At 35.6% G+C, this 19929-nt stretch carries 12 protein-coding genes; 8 read left to right on the top strand and 4 right to left on the bottom strand.

What is annotated here, in order from left to right:
- The first annotated feature begins 7 nt into the window (after nt 1–7).
- The 3 genes from G508_RS0106630 to G508_RS0106620 all read left to right on the top strand — a co-directional run bounded on the left by G508_RS0106630 (nt 8) and on the right by G508_RS0106620 (nt 4589).
- Nucleotides 8–2104: a gliding motility protein RemB gene (locus G508_RS0106630; protein ID WP_026704582.1), complete on the top strand. Its 2097-nt coding sequence runs from the start codon at nt 8–10 to the stop codon at nt 2102–2104.
- A 120-nt stretch (nt 2105–2224) separates the two neighbouring features.
- A complete protein-coding gene (nfi, locus tag G508_RS0106625; protein WP_084625934.1) occupies nt 2225–2935 on the top strand; it encodes a deoxyribonuclease V in 711 nt (236 codons plus the stop codon).
- Nucleotides 2936–3017: 82 nt separating this feature from the next.
- Nucleotides 3018–4589 carry a hypothetical protein gene (locus tag G508_RS0106620; RefSeq protein WP_026704580.1) on the top strand — a complete coding sequence of 524 codons (1572 nt, stop codon included), beginning with the start codon at nt 3018–3020 and terminating at the stop codon, nt 4587–4589.
- Between the two features lie 63 nt (nt 4590–4652).
- On the opposite strand, the gene G508_RS0106615 is transcribed toward G508_RS0106620, so the two are convergent.
- Genes G508_RS0106615 through G508_RS0106600 form a run of 4 tightly spaced genes read right to left on the bottom strand, consistent with a single transcriptional unit; the run spans nt 4653 to nt 13311 of the window.
- Nucleotides 4653–7550, bottom strand: a complete 2898-nt coding sequence (locus G508_RS0106615) for an alpha-amylase family glycosyl hydrolase (RefSeq protein WP_026704579.1) — start codon at nt 7548–7550, stop codon at nt 4653–4655.
- Between the two features lie 60 nt (nt 7551–7610).
- Nucleotides 7611–8774: a SusE domain-containing protein gene (locus tag G508_RS0106610; RefSeq protein WP_026704578.1), complete on the bottom strand. Its 1164-nt coding sequence runs from the start codon at nt 8772–8774 to the stop codon at nt 7611–7613.
- 21 nt (nt 8775–8795) lie between these two features.
- Nucleotides 8796–10310 (bottom strand): RagB/SusD family nutrient uptake outer membrane protein, encoded by a 1515-nt coding sequence (locus G508_RS0106605; protein ID WP_026704577.1) that lies wholly within the window; start codon nt 10308–10310, stop codon nt 8796–8798.
- A gap of 10 nt (nt 10311–10320) precedes the next feature.
- The gene (locus tag G508_RS0106600; protein WP_026704576.1) at nt 10321–13311 is read right to left on the bottom strand and encodes a SusC/RagA family TonB-linked outer membrane protein; all 2991 of its coding nucleotides are present in this window, start codon (nt 13309–13311) and stop codon (nt 10321–10323) included.
- A gap of 236 nt (nt 13312–13547) precedes the next feature.
- Between G508_RS0106600 and G508_RS0106590 the strand changes: the two genes are divergently transcribed.
- From G508_RS0106590 to G508_RS0106570, 5 genes are all read left to right on the top strand, one after another.
- Nucleotides 13548–14573 (top strand): LacI family DNA-binding transcriptional regulator, encoded by a 1026-nt coding sequence (locus G508_RS0106590; protein WP_026704575.1) that lies wholly within the window; start codon nt 13548–13550, stop codon nt 14571–14573.
- Nucleotides 14574–14786: 213 nt separating this feature from the next.
- Complete coding sequence (locus tag G508_RS0106585; protein WP_026704574.1) at nt 14787–16304, top strand: MFS transporter; 1518 nt, start codon at nt 14787–14789, stop codon at nt 16302–16304.
- Nucleotides 16297–16950, top strand: coding sequence for a beta-phosphoglucomutase (gene pgmB, locus G508_RS0106580; RefSeq protein WP_026704573.1), 654 nt, complete (start codon nt 16297–16299; stop codon nt 16948–16950). The genes G508_RS0106585 and pgmB overlap by 8 nt, the downstream gene beginning before the upstream one ends.
- Nucleotides 16951–17033: 83 nt before the next feature.
- Nucleotides 17034–19337 carry a glycoside hydrolase family 65 protein gene (locus G508_RS0106575; RefSeq protein ID WP_026704572.1) on the top strand — a complete coding sequence of 768 codons (2304 nt, stop codon included), beginning with the start codon at nt 17034–17036 and terminating at the stop codon, nt 19335–19337.
- A 119-nt stretch (nt 19338–19456) separates the two neighbouring features.
- Nucleotides 19457–19858, top strand: coding sequence for a GxxExxY protein (locus tag G508_RS0106570; protein WP_026704571.1), 402 nt, complete (start codon nt 19457–19459; stop codon nt 19856–19858).
- Nucleotides 19859–19929 lie beyond the last annotated feature (71 nt).

Below are 19929 nucleotides of genomic sequence, written 5' to 3'. Positions count from 1 at the left end.
AAATAAAATGAAGAAGAGCCTACTGGTATTGTTTTTTCTAAATACGTTTTTTGTGTTTTCGCAAAGCCGTAGTTCAGAAAAGTTCCCCGTTTTTAGTAACTGTGAAAACCTAAATGGTGTCGAATTAGAAAATTGTTTTTATTCGCAATTGCAGGATTTTGTATTTAATAATTTTCAAGTTCCCGATGATTTGAAGCAAAACAATTACAAGGGAAATGTCAAAGTGCTTTTTGAAGTGGATACAACAGGAACATTTAAAGTACAATATGTGGATGCGATTTATCCAGAATTGGTAAAGGAAAGCAAGCGTGTTTTTGGGATGCTTCCAAAAGTGAAACCACCAACATTTAATGGTAATGCCACCTATTCAAAATATATCTACAAAATTGCCATTCCGCTTCAAAATCAAAGTGACACCTTGGTTGTTGAAAAAGATGAAGCTACAATAATTAAGGAAAACAGGAATAAGGAACTCACGGAATTTGACAGTATCGTCTATAAAAAATTTGATAATCCAGTCTTAACAAGTAATTTGAATATTCCCTTGTCTCATAGTTTTTATGCTCAATTTGATGACGAAATGAATCAAGTGGGAAGCAATAACCACACCGCTTCGAAACCTTATACTTATGCTGAAGTTGCCAAATATTATGATTTGAAAGCAGAGAATCAAAAGCTGATGAAAAACAAAGAAGGCTGGTGGGGTAAGAAACTTTGGAACGAACACTTTTTTCAAATGCAAGGTGAAGATTATTGGATTACTTTAAATCCCATTGTTGATCTTCGAGTTGGGAAAAGCAGCCCGAGTGATGTCAGTTATACTTATCAAAACACGAGAGGACTTCAAGTTCAAGCAGGTTTAGGTAAAAATCTAGTTCTGACCTCGACTATCTATGAAAGTCAAGGTCGGTTTGCAGATTATTACAATCGCTATATCGAGTCCATTCCGCCAGATGGTGGAAATCCGGGTATTATTCCAGGTATTGGAATTGGAAAACGATTCAAGGAAGATGCCTATGATTTTCCTTCGGCAGATGCCACTTTAACCTTTACGCCAAGTAATGCCATCAATTTACAATTGGGTTATGGCAGGAATTTCCTGGGTGACGGTTATAGATCTTTATTGATGGGTGATGGAGCAAGTCCGTATCCTTTCTTTAAAATCAATACTACTTTTTGGAAAATAAAATATACCAATACCTATATGTGGCTAAAAGATGTTCGTCCCGAAGTGACTGAAGAGCGAACGTATGCCACTAAATTTATGGCTAATCATTACTTGAGTTGGAATCTTAGCAAGCGAATGAACATCGGTTTTTTCGAATCGGTGATTTGGACCAATTCAAATGATAGAGGTTTTGATATGAACTTCGTAAATCCGATTATTTTTTACAGGACAGTAGAATTTACATCTTCTTCCAGAAGTGGAAATGCCGTTTTAGGAATGACTGCGAAATACAAATTGAATAACCAATTCAATCTTTATGGACAATTTATCTTGGATGAATTCTCGTTAGCCGACATCAAGGAGCAAAATAAAAGTTGGGGAAACAAATATGGATACCAAATCGGGCTGAAATATTTCAACGCCTTAAATATAAAAAACCTGTTACTTCAGGTAGAATACAACCACCTTCGTCCGTATGTGTATTCTCACAGTGAAGCCATCACGAATTATGGACACAATAACCAGAGTTTAGGGCACCAATGGGGAGGGAATATGAAGGAATTTATTGCCATAGCCCGATACCACAAAGGAAGGTATTTTGCTGATGCAAAATTGACGCTGGGAGTTAGAGGCTTGGATTTTGATACTGCCGAGGATGGATTCAATTATGGAGGAAATATCTACAAGACCTACGAAGAAAATAGACCTTTTGACAATGGTGTTGTCATCGGTCAAGGAAATAAAACCAATATCATGATTGCTGATTTGCAAGCGGGATATTTGATCAATCCGGCTACAAATTTGAAGCTTTTTGGAAGTTTAATCTATAGAAGCTTTAGTCCAGAAACTGATACGCCAACAGTTTTTAAGGAAGATACTACCTGGTTTACAATAGGTTTGAGAGCTGACATCTTCAACTGGTATTTTGATTATTAGAATATGTTTTTTTTAAGATAATAGAAGGCTGTAAATTTTATTTGCAGCTTTTTTATTTAAGATAAATTAAACAATAACAGATGTTTTTTGTTCCTATATTTATAAGAACACTAAATGCCAATGTTTACATACGATCATTTTACAATAACTGAAGCCACTCGCCTCCAATTGGAAATGCGTGAACAAGTCCTATTGCAACCGCTTGAAAAAGAAATAAAGACTATCGGCGGAGCTGATATTTCTTTCAATAAATACAGTACAACTGTTTATGCTGGAATCGTGATTTTGAGCTATCCGGAAATGATTCTTCAATCCTATTCACTCATTTCTTCTGTAACTACTTTTCCGTATGTTCCTGGATATTTGGCTTTTCGGGAAGTCCCTTCTTTGATGCTTGCCTGGCAACAATTACCTCAAAAACCCGACTTGCTTGTTCTCGACGGACAAGGAATAACGCATCCCAGGAGAATGGGAATCGCATCCCATTTTGGAGTATTGCATAACCAGCCTACAATTGGTTGTGCAAAAAGTATACTTTATGGAAAATTTGATACTCTCGGGATGGAAGCTTTTTCAAGTGAAGCTATTTTTAATAAAGGGGAATTATTGGGTTATGCCCTTCGAACAAAAAAGAACGTTCAGCCTGTTTATATTGCACCCGGAAATCTAATTACTCCCGAAGAAAGTCTTGCGATAATGAAAAATTGCATGGGAAAATACCGAATTCCAGAACCAACACGCTTGGCACACGAAAAGGTAAATCTTTTTAGAACGGGAAACTTAAAGGCAGGTTTTCATATTGAAAATAACCAGCCACTTACCTTGTTCTGAGCACTTCGATCTTAATTTTATGATAATATAAACACCAACTAAATTTTAAGTTCCTACATTTATATAGCTATCACCCCTAAGTATGAAAAAGAAACCGCTATACCTGAAGATTGCAATTGTTGCCATCAGTGTACTGATTTTGGCATTTTTGGTCAATTTTGGACTTAATATTTGGATCAACACCCAATTACCGAAAATAATTTCGGAGAAAAATGAAACACCTTATCATATCACTTATGATCAGCTTGAAGTTTCCTTGCTTTCAAGAACAATTAAAGCTACAGGCATTACAGTCGTGCCAAAATCATCCTTGAACGATACTGTGAACAAGGCCGGAATTTATTCTAAAATTGAATCTATAGAAATAACCGATTTCAGTATTTCGGGTATTCTTTTCAATGATAAAATTAAGGCGTATGCTATAACAGTGAATCAACCTGAAGTGGTGTTGTATAAGAGGGAAAAAAAAGCAATCAACAATTATAAGAGTATTCGGAACCAAGTCGTGGAACCTTTCCAGAAGTTGATTGTTGTTTCCAACGTGAATTTGAACAGAGGTGATTTTAAAATTATTTATGTAAAGGATAACACGCCTGTTTTGAGTGTCAAAAACGTAATGGTTCAATTGGATGGTATTTTGATTTCCGATGAAATTTTGGAACAAAAAATCCCATTCTCATATGAAAGTTATGCCTTCGATTGTGATAGTCTTTTTTTTCTGACCAATCAGCAATATTACATTCGAGCGAGTAATGTGAAAACGACGAACACTGGATTGGCAATGAAAAATTTCTCGATGGTTTCAGAATTCAATAGGCAACAATTTGTTCGTCAATTGGCGAAAGAGAAAGATTTATTTACGCTAAAAGCGGATGATATTTCGGTTGCCAATATGGATTGGGGTTTCAAGGATGATCGTTTTTTCTTCAATACTTCCAATATTACCCTAGATAAAGTCTATGCCAATATCTACCGAAGTAAGATTCCTGAAGATGACTTGAGCAAGAAAAAATTATACAATAAACTGCTTCGTGATTTGCCCTTTTCCCTGAAAGTCGATACGTTGATGGTTAAAAATGCTTTGCTGGAATATGAAGAAGAAAAAACCTTCGAGAAAGGAGCGGGGTTGTTGACCTTTAATAATTTCAATCTAACTGCTCGAAATCTTGGAAGCGGCTTTGGACAACAAAAAATGCCCGATGTAAAAATCAAGGTCGATTGCAAGTTTATGAATACTTCGCCAATGAAAGTAGACTGGAGCTTCAATATTTTGGATAAATCTGACGGATTCAATATCAAAGGAAGCATCTTGAATTTTGATACCGATCAGATTTCGGTTTTTTCCAAACCTTACATCAATGCAACTACGAAAGGAATTTTGGACAAGGTATATTTTAATTTTACAGGAAATGATGTTAATGCAAAAGGTGATTTTGCTCTAGAATACCACGATTTTAAAGTCAAGTTATACAAGAAGAAAAAACCTGAAAAGGAAAGTAAGATCAAAAGTGCTATTGGAAATCTTTTTATCAAAAATGATTCAAATGGAGAACTCAAGGAAACAGAGGTGGAGTTAAAAAGAATCCAAGAAAAATCTTTTTATAATTTTTTATGGCGTTGCATAGCCGAAGGATTGGTGAAGATTCTGCTTTAAAAAAAATGCCTTCCCAAAACGAATTGGAAAGGCATTTTCAAACCTAATTTAACTAATCAAACCTTATTTTTTAATCAACTTTATGGAAGTATGATTGTCGTTTTCGTCTGTTACTTTTACCAAATAAATTCCTTGATTTAATCCGTCAATTGCATAGGTATGGTTGCTTTCGAAACCACCTTTAAAATTTACTACCAATTGTCCGGTAATCGAATAAATAGTGACTTCTTTGGTTGTCACATTGATTTGAAATGTGTTGCTGGAAGGGTTTGGATATAATGTAGCTTTAGTCACATTAAATTCATTTTTGTCCAATAGAGCTTGTTTGTTACCAAAAACTCTGAAACCGTCTGCCTCGATTGAAATGTTCATGGTTGTGTTTGTCACAATAAGTGGAGTTCCATCCATCAAATTATACCAAGTTCCTGTGTAAGGAAAACCTCCTGGGGTGTTTGAAATACTATTTGTAGCATTGGTTAGTACAAAAACATAACTCAAGTCTTCCGTTTGAACAGTACTTGTCCAAATATCTAATCTAGGTTTTCCAGTTGTAGAAAAGTTCCAAGCATGTTGTCCAGTTTCAAAAACATTTTCATTTGTTCTAAAAGCGATCATTTTTGCCCAGTCATCATATACTTGCTTTCTTGCCACATCTCCTAACCAGTTTTCTGTCCATTGCGGTTGTGGTTTAGAGTCCAGTTTGCAATCTCCTGTTGGGTTTCCAGTTCCTGAACCAGGAGGATTTACAGTTCCGTTGTTACAAGTAAAAATCGAATCATCATAACCTAAAGACCCAAAGTGATAAATCATTTTAGGACCTGGAACCAAAAGATGCACGGCACCCAAAGCGGATAATCTTTTAAGTGCTTTTGAAAGATTGTTTTGAGTTTGTCCAGTTTCGGTCAAAGCTTTATACATTACTCTTTCTTCATCATGACTTTCGGCATAACCGATAAATCGTTCAGTCGCATCAGCAACACCTGAAAGGTTGGTACTGTTTCCTTTCAAGAAATTAGCATAAGGATCTGTCATTTTTCTCCATTGCATGATTCCTTTTGAAATTCCATCGGCCTCACCCGTTTTTCTATAATTTGCCCATTCTACTTCTTCGGTATAAGAACCTCCGTTGCCAAGATGTTCGAAAATTACATAGAAATTTGGATCGATAGCCCATTGCATATCAGCATACCATTTTAGTTTTGCAACACGATCAGTTTGATAGTTATTGGTACAAGCATCTTGTGCAGTTCCGCTTCCTGTATAAGGACAATTCTGTGTAAAACCTTTGGTCAAATCCCATCTAAAACCATCGATTTTAAAATTGTTCATCCAGTGTTGGATTGTTCGTTGAACATAGGTGTTGGTAAGGTTGTTTGGTTCATTAAAATGATTCAAATCGGTACCTACGTTGTACGAATGTCTTGCACTTTGATTGGCATATGGATTTTCGGCAGAAACTCTAGGGTTGTCGTTTGCCCAACCATCTCCGTTTGAATCAAGCATCCACATTCTTTCGAGTGGAGAACGGCCATACACGTGGTTTAAAGCAATGTCCAAGATAACTGCAATACCATTTTGATGGCATAAGTCAATGAATTCTTTCAGCTTAGCTTCCGAACCGTATCTTTTGTCAAGAGCCATGTGAAAAACGGTATTGTATCCCCAGCTTTCGTTGCCTTCAAATTCCATAACAGGCATTAACTGAATCGCATTGATATTCAGATTTTTGAAATAATCAATTCTGTCAATCAAGTTTTGATACGTTCTGTTTGCATCAAAATCCCTAACCAATACCTCATAAATTACCAAGTCTTTTTTGCTAGGTTTTACGAAATTGGTAGTAGCTTCACTCCAAGTATAAGCGTGATGTGCATTTGGACCAGTTTGCAAAACCGTAACTTCTCTTTCTTGACCTTCTGGATATTGTGGTAAATTTGGATAAACCCCTAAAGTTTGAATTTCAGGATCATCAAAAGGACTCAATACCAAAGTAGAAAAAGGGTCAGCAGTTTTTACCAAAGCAGGTGAATTGGCTGGAAGATTCGTTTGATCTCCAATCCAATATTGATACGAATAGGAAGTTCCAGAGGTTAATCCAGTTAATTCCAACCAAAATTTACCTGAAGTAGGATCTTTTTTCATGGCATGAGTACCAACTGGCTGCCAATTGTTGAAGCTACCTGCAACATATACGAAATCCTTAAAAGGAGCATTCAGTACCAATGTTGCTTTGGTGTCATCCGTAGGATTATAATTAATTCCATCTACCACTCCAGCAGGAAGGGCTTGACTTATTATTCCCGGATTCACAATTGCAGAAAATTTCTTCGTAATAGTTGATGTTCCCTGCACCACTTCCAGAGTATAACTTTGGTTCGCGGTTAGCCCAGAATGCGTATAAGAATAGTTCGAAGTACTAGCGTTTGTATTGATCGTCACACCATTTGATTTCAAGGTGTAACTGGCGTTTCCACCCGTGTTAGTTGCAGAAACTGTAATGTTGCTGCCTGATGCTAAAATCGCAGTACTGTTTTCAACTGGAGCTGTCAAGTTTACTTGAAAGGCACCAACATTGATAAAGTTATCAGTAGTTTGTGGGCTACCTGCTGCACCTCTAAAAACAACACAGATTTGGGTAATTGTACTGGTTGTGGGTACGCCAAAATAAGTATATAAATCTGGAGTTATGTCTAACTTGTAAGTAGTTCCCGATTCTAGAACTAAGGCGGGCTGTGTAGCATTATTTCCCCAGTTTCCAATAACATTTTGCCAAATAACACCATTAACAGTTAGTCCGATATGGGCATAAATAGTTCCGGTGTAACTTGCCAAAGGAGTACCTGTCTTGTTGAATTTGATTGTTACTGCTCCACCTGCTTCGGGAGGAGATGGTACAGTTGTTATCTGTGCCAATCCTAAAGCACTGTAAAGGAAAAATAATAAAAGTGTAATTTTTCTCATTGCATTTTATTTAAAAAAGGCTGTTTCATTTAAGAAACAGCCTTTGAAATTAATTGTTTATTATAGGCCACCTACAACTGCGGTACCGTCGAAGTTTATTGTTAGTTCGAGGTTGTAAGTTCCTCCTGTTATTGGGAAGTTAGTAGCAGCAGGATTGTAGGTAACATTTGGATCACTAACACCTACGTTAAATTTCCAAGCATCATTATAAATAAAATTACCAGTGTTTGCTGATCTGAATTTTAATTCTCCATCTGCTAATGAAGCTGAAATGGAATATTTATTAGATGCAAAATCGTAGGTCATAGAAGTTTCATTGTCCCATCCGCCAGCAGTAGCAGAACCGATGATACCCCAATCCATTTTTACAGCTTTGTAAGTAAGAGCATCAATATCTACTTGAACGTAGTATAAACCAGGTCCATCTGTTCCAGAAACTTTTATGTCACCACTTCCTCCAGAATTTTCTAGATTTCCATCTTGAGATCCACCAATTGTTCCATAATTACCATTGTCCCAAGAACCTTGTTGTCCAATAAATTTAAAACCTTCATCAGTACCAACTTTCACGTAAGCTTCAAAAACTAAAGTCCCACCAGATCCAATATATCTCATTTCTATAGCTGTTGTGTTATCCCATGCACCCAAACCATAATAAGCTTGAGGAGCACCAACTAAAAATAATTTTGGTGTTTCTGCAACAATAAGTTCATAAGGAGTTACATTAATTGTAATTGGTTCAGAATAAATTGTAGCTTGTGATACTCCTGCTACTGCTACAATTCTTACATCAACAGCATTTGATTCTCCAAAAGAAAAACCCTCTGCGCCATTAGCTACAAGAAGATCATCTAGTCTGTTAATAGCATTATTTAGATCTCCAAAAGTGAATGCTTTTGATAAGTCAGTCACGCCTGCAGTAAATAAACGAGATGAGTCAACAAAGTTTGAACCGGCCGGAGCTAATTGAACAAAATATTGAATTTCACCGTTATATTCTGAGTCAGCAGCCGACCATGTAAAAATTCCTGCTTCCATAGTTTCATTTCCAACTATATCATCAATTGTTTTTGTAACAACGTAATCCATTGTTGCAGGCATTTCTAAAACAGGAGCGACAGTCATTTGTTCACTTCCTAAAACATTAATATCTGGATCTTCATCACTACAAGATGTTATCGTAAATGCTAGTAATCCAACTAATAAAAAAGTTAATTTTTTCATTTTCTTTATATTTTTATATTTTTAATATCCGTCGTTTTGTGGTAATAAATTGTCGTTTGCGTTTATAGCAAATTGTGGAATTGGGAATAATTTTCTGGTTGGATCTGTGTTTGTTTTCTCCCACCATTGGTTTTGGAATTTTCCAAAACGAATTAAATCCTGGCGTCTGTGTCCTTCCCACATCATTTCTCTTCCTCTTTCAGCAAGAATGTCATCCAAATTGTATCCTCCAGTGATTGGAGCGTTAGCTCTTCCTTTAATTTGATTAACTAATGCGTCTCCAGCACCAGGACCACTTAGCCTTACTAGTGCCTCAGCTTTCATAAGCATAAAATCGGCAAGTCTAAATATTGGAAAATCTGTACTCAAATTTTCTCTAGCTCCAACAGGAATTTCCCATTTTACAACTCTAACTCCAGACATTCTGATTTGTTGTTTGTTGAAAACATTCGCAGGCATTAATAAAGCTGGAATATTTGGCGTTAAGACTACATTGGCACCATCAGCATCAGCATCAGTTAAAGCTACTCCATTTATGTCAAATTGTTGACCTTCTAATAAAGCATATTTTCTAGCGTCATTTGTAGTAAATGTATTGTAATGGTCTTCTAATGTTGCAAAACCGTTCCAAGGCTGAATTCCCATTCCAAATGTTAATTGATTCTGATAATTTAAGGTTCTCATATGGAGGTTAAAACCTGTAAATGTATCTTCATCATAAGGAACTGTATAAATGTTTTCTTTTGTAGCTGCATTATCTGATAAAAATGGTGTTTTTGGATCTGCTTCTAAAGCGTAGCCAAAAGACATTACCATATCACATGCATCTATTGCTTCTTGCCACATTGGAGTTCCAGTGTAAACTTCTGCATTAAGATATAGTTTTGCTAATAATGCGTAAGCTGTACCTTTATTGATAGAGCTTGAAGAAACTCCGGGTACTGGATTTGGCAAAAATTCTATATTATCATTAATGTCTTGAACAATAGCTGCAAAAACTTCTTCTCTTGGTGTTCTTGAAGGAAATTCATCAGCTCCCGTAAAAGTTCTAGGGAAGGCTACATCTCCAAAGTTGTCAATTGCTAAGTAATAAAAATAGGCTCTCGCAACGATTGTTTGAGATAGTACTCTTTGAACAGCAGGGTCTGATTCTGCACCCAATTCAAGTAATTCGATAGCTCTGTTGGCACGAGGCATTGTTTCATAAACAAAACGATACATTTGTTCTACCGCTTCGGTTGTAGGTCCCCAACTGTGTTGGTGAAGTGCTCTCCATTTTCCACCATCATCCCAGTCGCCACCTCTTGTCGGTGCTGTTGCTTCATCCGAAGTTATTTCTTGAAGAAACCACCATCCGCCCCAATCGGCATGACCTTGTGTTCTAGCGAAAACAGGATTCGCAACTCGAATAGCCTGTTCTTGATTTTCCGGGTATTGATCAGCTAATAAATAATCGCTGTTTTCTGTTTCTAAATCAGTACAGGCGAATGCTAAAAAGCTTATTGCTAATATCCCTAATTTGTTTTTTATTTTCATAACTTTTTAATTAAAATGCAATATTTAAACCAAATGTAAATGTCCTAGTTTTTGGATAGATGTTGTATTTATCTGTTCCAAAAAAGATCTCATTACTTCCATTTCCTCCAGAAAAATTAATTTCAGGATCAATTCCTCCATAATTTGTTAGTGTAAAAACGTTATTCATAGAGGCATAAAGACGCAACTTGCTGATGCCTTTTGCAAAAGATGGATTGTTAAAACTATATCCTAAGTTGATATTGTCTAAACGAATGAAACTTCCATCTTCAATATAGTAGTCCATTGTTTGATAGGCACCTCCAACAGTTCCATTCAACAATACCGCTTCGTTATTAACATTTCTTGATCCTAAATAGTCAGGATTTCCAAAAACCATGTTAGTTGCGTTATAGATATCATGACCAACAACAGCTCTAAAGGACATACTCATATCCCAATTTTTAAAGGTAAAATAGTTACTCCATCCAGCTTCAAAATCAGGAAGTGCATTACCAATTACTTTTTTATGCTCATCAGATTGACCCACATCGTCTAAGTAATGTATTTCCCCATCATTTCCTCTAATCAACCATTTTCCTTCGGAAACTCCTGCATATTCAAAACCAAAAAAGGTTCCTAGTTCATAACCTACTTGCATTCTTTGTGTTGATACTCCAACTAACCCCGGCCCAGAAATAAAGTCTACATCTATAAAATCATAGTCATAATAACCATTACCTAAAGCTTCAACAGTTTGTTTATTTGTAGAATATACTAATGTAGTATTCCAAGTGAAATTCTTACTTTCAACTAAATTAATATTCAAAGTTGCTTCGATACCTTCATTCTCAATCTTACCACCATTTATATACGTAGTATTCGAAAAGTTAGTTTCAATCGGAATATTATTATTTGCAATAAGTAATTGATCTAAAGTCTTTTTGTAATACTCTACAGAACCATTCACTTTATTTTTAAATAATCCAAAATCTAAACCTAAATTTATCTCTTGGTTTTCATCCCATTTCAAATCTGGATTAGGATTGTTGTAATATCCTAAATTTACGATAGGATTTCCTGTTTCAGTATCAATACCAGTTCCAACATAACCAACACGAAAATCTTGAACTCCAGCAGGAATGTTACTGTTTCCAGAAATACCCCAAGTCGCTCTAAATTTCAAAAGGTTTAGGCTTTCTAAGTTATCTGCTATAAAACTTTCATTGGCAACATTCCAAGCTGCCTGAACAGATGGGAAATAACCCCATTGATTATTTCTACCAAATACAGATGAACCATCTCTTCTAATCATACCCGTCAGGTAATATTTAGAATCATAATCATACATTGCTCTCGCAAACATACCAATGTCTTTTCTTTCTCCTTTGTTAGAGTCAATGTCGCCTAATAAAACATCTTCGAAATTCTGTAAGTCATCCGATCCTAATTGATTAGAAATAGGATTTCTACCTTGTGCACTAAAACCGTTCCAATTTGTTCCTCTGAAAGAGTAACCACCTAATAATGTAAGATTATGAGATTCACCAAACGTTTTCTTGTAAGTTAAAGTAGCTTCCAGCATACTTTGTTCCCAATTGTTGTAAGTTCTTCTTCCAAATCCTCTTCTTAATTCAGTTGAAAGAGTTTGTCCTGAATATACTGTAGCATAAGTTGGCTCAAAATAAGTTGATTCATCATCATTTCTTAAATAGGTTAAAGCAACTTTAGCATTCAATCCTTTTGTTAGTTCATAGTCTAAACTTAAGTTTCCAGTATATCTTTTAGCATCTCTATTGTTTTCGATTTGTTGTAAAGATGCCAAAGGATTATAATAATTGAAAACACTATTTGTTTCAAAAAGAGATCCATTTTCATTATAAACAGGATCAGTCGGAACTCTTTGGAATGATTGGAACAATACATCATTTTGTCCGTTGCCACCATAATTTACATAAGAGTTTCCTTCTATAGTTCCTGAAATTCCCATATCAACTACTAATTTGTCATTAAATGATTTTTGAGTAACATTTAATCTACCAATAGTTCTTGTTTTTCCAGAACCTGATATAACACCTTCAAAGTCAGTATGAGCTATAGAAGCTCTATAATTGCTAGATTCATTACCGCCTGAAATCGCAAATTGATGGTTGGTCGTAATTCCACTTCTGTAAATTTGGTCTTGCCAATCAGTATTTCCACCATTATCTGTAAAAGCTACTCCTTTATCTGCAATAGCCTTTCTGTATTGACTAGCAGAAAGTAAATCTAATTTATTAGCAACTTCATCAATAGCAACATAAGTGTTGTATTCGATATTGGTTTTTCCATCTCTTCCTCTTTTTGTTGTGATAAAAATCACACCATTTGCTCCATCTGCACCATAAATAGCGGTTGAAGCGGCATCTTTTAGGATGTCATAAGATATAATGTCCTCTGGAGCTATAGCAGTAATATCAACACCTCTAACTCCATCTACAACATAAAGTGGTCCTCCGCCAGCTGCAAATCCAGCTGCACCACGAATTCTGACATTAAATCCAGCATTAGGATCACCTCCTTGTTTAGTAATGGTTACACCTGCTGCTTTCCCTTGAAGACCCTGAATAGGATCTACTAAAGTTCCTTGATTCAAGTTTTCTGCAGAAACTTTTGAAACAGCACCTGTGTTGTCTTTCTTTTTCACAGATCCATAACCAATTACCACTACTTCATCCAATTCAGAAGCATCTTCTTCCAGGGAAACCGTAATATTGGTTTGGGCTTCATAAACGATAGAAAAATCTTTATATCCAATATAAGAAAAAACGATTTTGTCGCCTTTCTTTACATTCGATAAATTAAATTTACCATCAAAATCTGTTGAAGTGCCATTTTGAGAGCCTTCAACTGTTACATTTACTCCAGGGAGAGGTAGGTTGGAAGTTTTTTCCAAAACCGTTCCGCTTAACGTGCTCTGTGCCAGAACGCTAAAAGGGAGTAGCAGTAATAAAAGTAACAACTTTTTATAAATTGTTTTCATACATTTTGTTTAGGTTAAAAATTGAGTTTTGTTAGTTAAAATCGCCTATATCTTTACTTCGAATGTTAAATTTATGTAAATATTTTGAACTAAAAAATCGTTTTCGCGAAACGACCTACCGAAAACGTTTTCGTGTTGAAAACTTTAATGAAAATGTAGATTTTCAGGCATTTAAATCAGATTAATAAAAAATAAATTTATCTTTATTCAGAAAACACCATATTACTATAAAAACCATGAGAAGAAAAGTTACCCTTAAACAAATTGCAAAAGAATTAGATGTGTCCATTTCCACTGTTTCAAAATCGTTAAGAGACAGTCCAGAAATAAGTGAAGATACACGTCAAAAAGTGCAAGCTTTTGCAAAATTATACAACTACAAGCCGAACCTTATCGCTCTAAGTTTAAAGAACAAAAAAACGAAAACCATCGGGATTATAATTCCTGAAATCGTGCATCATTTTTTTGCAACCGTAATCAGCGGAATTGAACATGTTGCCAATGAACACGGCTATAATGTTATCGTTACGCTTTCGGATGAATCTTTTGATAAAGAGGTGATTAATATGGAAATGTTGGCCAATGGAACAATCGACGGTTTTATTATGTCCTTGTCAAAAGAAACCCAACATAAAAAAGATTTTCACCACATTACTGAGGTAATGAATCAAGGAATGCCGGTGGTAATGTTTGACAGGGTCACAAATGATGTTTTGTGTGACAAAGTGATTATCGACGATAACTTGGCTGCCTATGAAGCGGTTCAGACCTTAATTGATAAAGGGTTTAGAAAAATTGCTTTGATTACTACTGTTGACTATGTAAGTGTTGGTAAATTAAGGACTGATGGATATGTCAAAGCATTAAAAACCAATTCGATTGAGGTGAATCCTAACTTGATTCTGAAAATTGAGGACATCGATTTGTGTGATCTTCAAATAGAAGAATTACTGGACAATAATGAAGTGGATGCCGTTTTTGCTGTAAACGAACTTTTTGCGGTAACAGCCATTAAAGCTGCTAAAAAATTAGGACGAAATGTTCCAGAAGAAATATCTGTTATCGGTTTTACAGACGGAATCATATCTAAGTATTCCTCTCCAAGTATTACAACCGTAAGCCAAAACGGAATCAAAATGGGGGGAAAGGCTGCAAAAATGCTTATTGAACGGTTAGAATCTGAAGAGGAAGAAGAGGAACATTACAAAACAGAAGTCATCGAAACACACTTGGTAATTAGAGAATCTACGCCAACGTTGTAGTTTTTTGTAATATTCTTAAATTCAGGTATTTAAAATAATGTTTTTTAATCTAATGTAAATGTTAAAATGCAAAAAATCTAAAATCTAAAATCTAGAATCTAAAATCTTTTATATATTTACAGCAATTATCAAAGCTTATACTTTTACTTCGAAAACAAAATAAAGTTTTGATAAGCACATCGCTTATCGTAAATAAATCAACACATTACGATAATGGAAAAGCGTAAATTAAGTTTCTGGGAAATTTGGAACATGAGTTTCGGTTTCTTAGGAATACAGTTTGGTTTTGCTCTGCAGAATGCAAATACTTCCCGAATATTCGAAACATTAGGTGCTAAGGTCGATGAAATTCCAATCTTATGGATTGCAGCTCCGGTTACAGGTTTAGTTATTCAACCTATTATTGGTTATTTCAGCGATCGAACTTGGACCCGATTAGGAAGAAGAAGACCTTATTTTTTAATAGGTGCTATTCTTTCCTCAATTGCATTGTTCATCATGCCAAATTCACCAACTCTTTGGATTGCAGCTGGAACCTTATGGATTATGGATGCCTCCATCAACGTTTCGATGGAACCTTTCAGGGCTTTCGTGGGAGATAATTTGCCAACAAAACAACGAACTCTTGGTTTTGCTATGCAAAGTTTCTTTATCGGAACGGGTGCTGTTGTTGGTTCTCTACTTCCTTATTTATTTACCAATCTTTTTGGCGTTAGCAATACTGCCGAAGCTGGAATTATTCCTGATTCTGTAAAATGGTCGTTTTATATCGGTGGAGTAGTTTTTTTACTAGCCGTTCTATGGACCGTTTTTAAATCGAAAGAATATTCTCCCGAAGAACTTCATGCATTTGAACAACAAGAAAAAGAAGCGTTGGGAAAAGTAGAAGTTGAGGATTTTGAAACCAAGAAAAACATCAGCAAGCAATTGAATTTTGGTGTTTTGATGACGGTTCTTGGAGCATTGGTGTCCTTTTATATTTATGAAGAAAACCTTACCAAAGAGCTTTACATTCTCTTTATCGGATTAATTGTTATTGGACTTTTGTTTATGATGAGTTCCGTGATGAGAAATAAAAAACTAAAAAATGGTTTTACCATTATCATGACCGATTTATTGAATATGCCAACCACTATGAAAAAACTGGCCTTAGTGCAATTTTTCTCTTGGTTTGCCTTGTTTTCAATGTGGATTTATACCACTCAAGCTGTTACTGGACATGTTTTTGGAACCACAGATACGACCTCAAAGTTATACAACGATGCTGCCGATTGGGTTTCTGTGTTATTTACTGTTTATAACGGAGTTGCAGCAGCGGTAGCATTTTTACTTCCCGTAATTGCCAAAAAAGTCGGAATCAGAATGACGCATTTGTTAGCCTTAGTTGCTGGTGGAATCGGTCTAATTTCAATTTATTTTATCGGAGACAAAGGTGTTTTATTGTTGCCAATGATTGGTGTCGGGATCGCTTGGGCAAGTATTTTATCAATGCCTTACGCTATGCTATCAGGATCACTTCCTGCAGCAAAAATGGGCTATTACATGGGGGTTTTTAATTTCTTCGTAGTAATTCCTCAAATTGTTGCTGCAACAATTTTAGGGTTTATAGTAAAACAATTTTTTGATGACGAACCTATTTACGCCTTAATTATTGGTGGAATCTCAATGATAATCGCCGGACTACTTACTTTACGTGTAAACGAAAGAACAAAAATTACAATTAATGAATAAAAAAGCATTCATATTCGACCTTGACGGTGTAATCGTTGACACCGCAAAATACCATTATCTGGCCTGGCAAAAAATTGCCAACCAGCTTGGAATCGAGTTTACCCCAGAACACAACGAAGAATTAAAAGGTGTCAGTCGCGTTCGTTCGCTCGACATCATCCTCGAATTAGGAAAAATCGAAGCCGACCAAGAACATAAAGACAAATGGCTGGTTCAAAAAAATGAAGATTATCTATCCTATTTGGTGGATATGGATGAGAGCGAAATTTTAAGCGGAGTTGTTCCAGTTCTAAAATTTTTAAAAGAAAATAATCAGTTGATTGCCTTAGGTTCTGCCAGTAAAAATGCGCGACCAATTTTAGAAAAAACAGGAATAATCAGCTATTTCGATGCGATTGTGGACGGAAATGATGTTACAAATGCAAAACCAGACCCCGAAGTTTTTTTAAGAGCAGCTAAGCTTTTGAATGTTGCACCAGAAGAAGCAATCGTTTTTGAAGATTCTGTTGCAGGAGTTCAAGCAGCAAACATTGCTAACATGACAAGTGTTGGAATTGGCGATGCCACAATTTTGCATGAAGCAAAATTTATCTTCCCCGATTTTACCCATATTGATGAGCAATTCATAGAATCATTAATCAAATAAATCACTGTTAAAGGTTTAAAGTTTAAGGTTTCAAGTTACGTAACCTTCCACTTTAAACATTAAACTTTAAACAAAAAAACAAAATGAACCAAGATTATATCATACCAAATAATTGGTCCGTCATAGAAGAAGGATTTGATGCAGAGCGAGTAAAATCATCCGAGAGTTTGTTCAGCATCGGAAACGGAGCTATGGGACAGCGTGCCAATTTTGAAGAAAATTATTCAGGCGAAACCTTTCAAGGAAGTTACATTGCAGGAATCTATTATCCCGATAAGACAAAAGTAGGCTGGTGGAAAAACGGCTATCCTGAATATTTTGCAAAGGTATTGAACGCTCCAAATTGGATTGGAATTGAAATTGAAATCAACGGTGAAAATTTTGATTTGGCAAAATGTAGATCGGTTTCTAATTTCAAGCGGGAATTGAATATGAAAGAAGGTGTTTACTACCGTTCTTTTGAAGCCACTTTGCAAAATGGAATTGAAATTTCAGCCAAAATCATCCGTTTTCTTTCATTAGATAATGACGAATTGGGTGTTATCAATTATGAAATCACACCTTTAAATGGAGATGCAGTAATAGTTTTCAAACCTTATGTTGACGCCGGAGTTCACAACGAAGATGCCAACTGGGAAGAGAAATTCTGGGAACCACTTGATGTAAACTATTCAGAAAATCAAGCTTTTGTAACGGCAAGAACATTCAAGACGCATTTTACGGCTACTACATTTATGCAAAATGCCATTTTGTTGAATGGAATTGCAGAGAAGCTAAATCCTTCGGAAGTTCAAATAACTTCGGATAAAATCCAGTTTTCTTACGAAGTAAAAGTTGGAAATAAAGAAACGGTTTCATTCCAAAAATTAGGAGGTTACACGGTTTCTTTAAACCACGAAAATACGCAAAATGCAGCTCAAAATGTGATTGCTGAAGGTTTGAAAATAGGATATTCAACTCTATTGGAAAATCAAAAGCAAGCTTGGTCAAAAATCTGGGAAATGTCAGACATCACAATCGATGGCGATGTTAAGGCACAACAAGGAATCCGTTTCAATATTTTTCAATTAAATCAAACTTATTTGGGTAAAGATTCTCGCTTGAATATTGGACCAAAAGGTTTCACAGGCGAAAAATATGGCGGTTCAACTTATTGGGACACCGAAGCCTATTGCATTCCGTTTTATATGGCTACAAAAGATCAGCAAGTTGCGAGAAATTTGTTGACTTACAGATATAATCAATTGGATAAAGCCATTGAAAATGCTGGTAAATTAGGTTTTACAAATGGTGCCGCTTTATATCCGATGGTAACAATGAACGGTGAAGAATGCCACAACGAATGGGAAATTACGTTTGAGGAAATCCACAGAAATGGTGCGATTGCTTTTGCGATTTTCAACTATTTCAGATTCACGGGCGATTATAGCTATATTCCAGAAAAAGGATTGGAAGTCTTGATCGGAATTGCACGTTTTTGGCACCAAAGAGCGACTTTTTCTGCTCAAAAAGACCAGTTTGTAATTCTTGGTGTTACGGGTCCGAATGAATATGAAAACAATGTAAATAATAATTTCTATACGAATTATTTGGCCAAATGGTGTATCGACTACACGTTGGAACAAATCGAAAAAGTAGAAAAAGAATATGCTTCTGACCACTCGAGAATCATGTCAAAAGTCAATTTAGACAAAGGCGAAATGAGTCAATGGAAGAAAGTGGCCGACAAAATGTACCTTCCTTTTTCAGAAGAGCATGATGTTTATTTGCAACAGGACGGTTTCTTGGACAAGGAATTGGTAAAAGTACACGATTTAGACAAAAGCCAACGACCAATCAACCAAAAATGGTCTTGGGACAGAATCCTTCGTTCGCCATATATCAAGCAAGCTGATGTTTTACAAGGGTTTTATTTCTTTGAAGATCATTTTTCGAAAGAGCAATTGGAGAAACATTTTGATTTTTATGAGCCATTTACCGTTCATGAATCATCACTGTCACCTTGTGTTCACTCTATTCAAGCGGCAGGTTTGGGAAGAATGGAGCAAGCTTACACGTTTTATTTGAGAACTTCCCGATTGGATTTGGATGATTACAACAAAGAAGTTGAAGAAGGTTTACACATCACTTCAATGGCGGGAACTTGGATGAGTATTGTAGAAGGTTTCGGCGGAATGCGTGTAAAAAACGATGCGTTACATTTCGAACCAAGAATCCCAGAACAATGGACGGGTTATTCGTTCAAGATCAATTTCAGAAACCAGATTTTACAAGTTTCGGTTAAAGCCAACGAAACAAATTTCAATCTCGAAGGTGCAAAAGAGCTTACGGTTTTTGTGAATGGGAAAGCTGTTTTGGTCGAACCGAATACTTTGGTTACGGTATAAGAAGTTCTAATTAAATTTAAACCATTAAGATATTAAGTTTCATTAAGTAATTCGATAATTGCCTTGACTTTTCTTAATCTCTTAATGGTTTAAAAAAAATAAAGCCAAAAAATAAAAATATGACCCAAAAAGAAGTTACGCAATTATCATATGAGATAACAGGATTAGCAATCAAAGTTCATAAAATTTTAGGTCCTGGACTTTTAGAAAGTGTTTACGAACGCTGTCTACAGTACGAGTTAGAATCTAATGGTTATGACGTGAAACAACAATTGATTGTAAAAGTAAATTATGAAGATATTGAATTTGAAACCGATATGAAAATTGATTTACTTGTTAATGATTGCGTAGTCGTGGAACTAAAAACGGTAGAAAGTATTCTACCCATTCACGAAGCACAATTATTAACTTATATGAAATTGCTTAGAAAACCACAGGGTCTGCTTATCAATTTCTTTACCACAAATATTACCAAATCGATGAAACCTTTTGTCAATGAATATTTTGCTCGGCTATATTAAAATTTAAACCATTAAGGTATTAAGAAAAGTTAAGACAATGCTTAATGAAACTTAATATCTTAATGGTTCAA

Source organism: Flavobacterium soli DSM 19725, from assembly GCF_000422705.1.
Lineage (GTDB): Bacteria > Bacteroidota > Bacteroidia > Flavobacteriales > Flavobacteriaceae > Flavobacterium > Flavobacterium soli.
The sequence above is the reverse complement of the archived record's forward strand: the minus strand, read 5'-3'. Positions and strand labels throughout refer to the sequence as shown.

Bases quoted from the DNA above. Each gene is read 5' to 3' on its own strand.
- G508_RS0106630 (WP_026704582.1), top strand. From the start codon at position 8: ATGAAGAAGAGCCTACTGGTATTGTTTTTTCTAAATACGTTTTTTGTG.
- nfi (WP_084625934.1), top strand. From the start codon at position 2,225: ATGTTTACATACGATCATTTTACAATAACTGAAGCCACTCGCCTCCAA.
- G508_RS0106620 (WP_026704580.1), top strand. From the start codon at position 3,018: ATGAAAAAGAAACCGCTATACCTGAAGATTGCAATTGTTGCCATCAGT.
- G508_RS0106615 (WP_026704579.1), bottom strand. From the start codon at position 7,550: ATGAGAAAAATTACACTTTTATTATTTTTCCTTTACAGTGCTTTAGGA.
- G508_RS0106610 (WP_026704578.1), bottom strand. From the start codon at position 8,774: ATGAAAAAATTAACTTTTTTATTAGTTGGATTACTAGCATTTACGATA.
- G508_RS0106605 (WP_026704577.1), bottom strand. From the start codon at position 10,310: ATGAAAATAAAAAACAAATTAGGGATATTAGCAATAAGCTTTTTAGCA.
- G508_RS0106600 (WP_026704576.1), bottom strand. From the start codon at position 13,311: ATGAAAACAATTTATAAAAAGTTGTTACTTTTATTACTGCTACTCCCT.
- G508_RS0106590 (WP_026704575.1), top strand. From the start codon at position 13,548: ATGAGAAGAAAAGTTACCCTTAAACAAATTGCAAAAGAATTAGATGTG.
- G508_RS0106585 (WP_026704574.1), top strand. From the start codon at position 14,787: ATGGAAAAGCGTAAATTAAGTTTCTGGGAAATTTGGAACATGAGTTTC.
- pgmB (WP_026704573.1), top strand. From the start codon at position 16,297: ATGAATAAAAAAGCATTCATATTCGACCTTGACGGTGTAATCGTTGAC.
- G508_RS0106575 (WP_026704572.1), top strand. From the start codon at position 17,034: ATGAACCAAGATTATATCATACCAAATAATTGGTCCGTCATAGAAGAA.
- G508_RS0106570 (WP_026704571.1), top strand. From the start codon at position 19,457: ATGACCCAAAAAGAAGTTACGCAATTATCATATGAGATAACAGGATTA.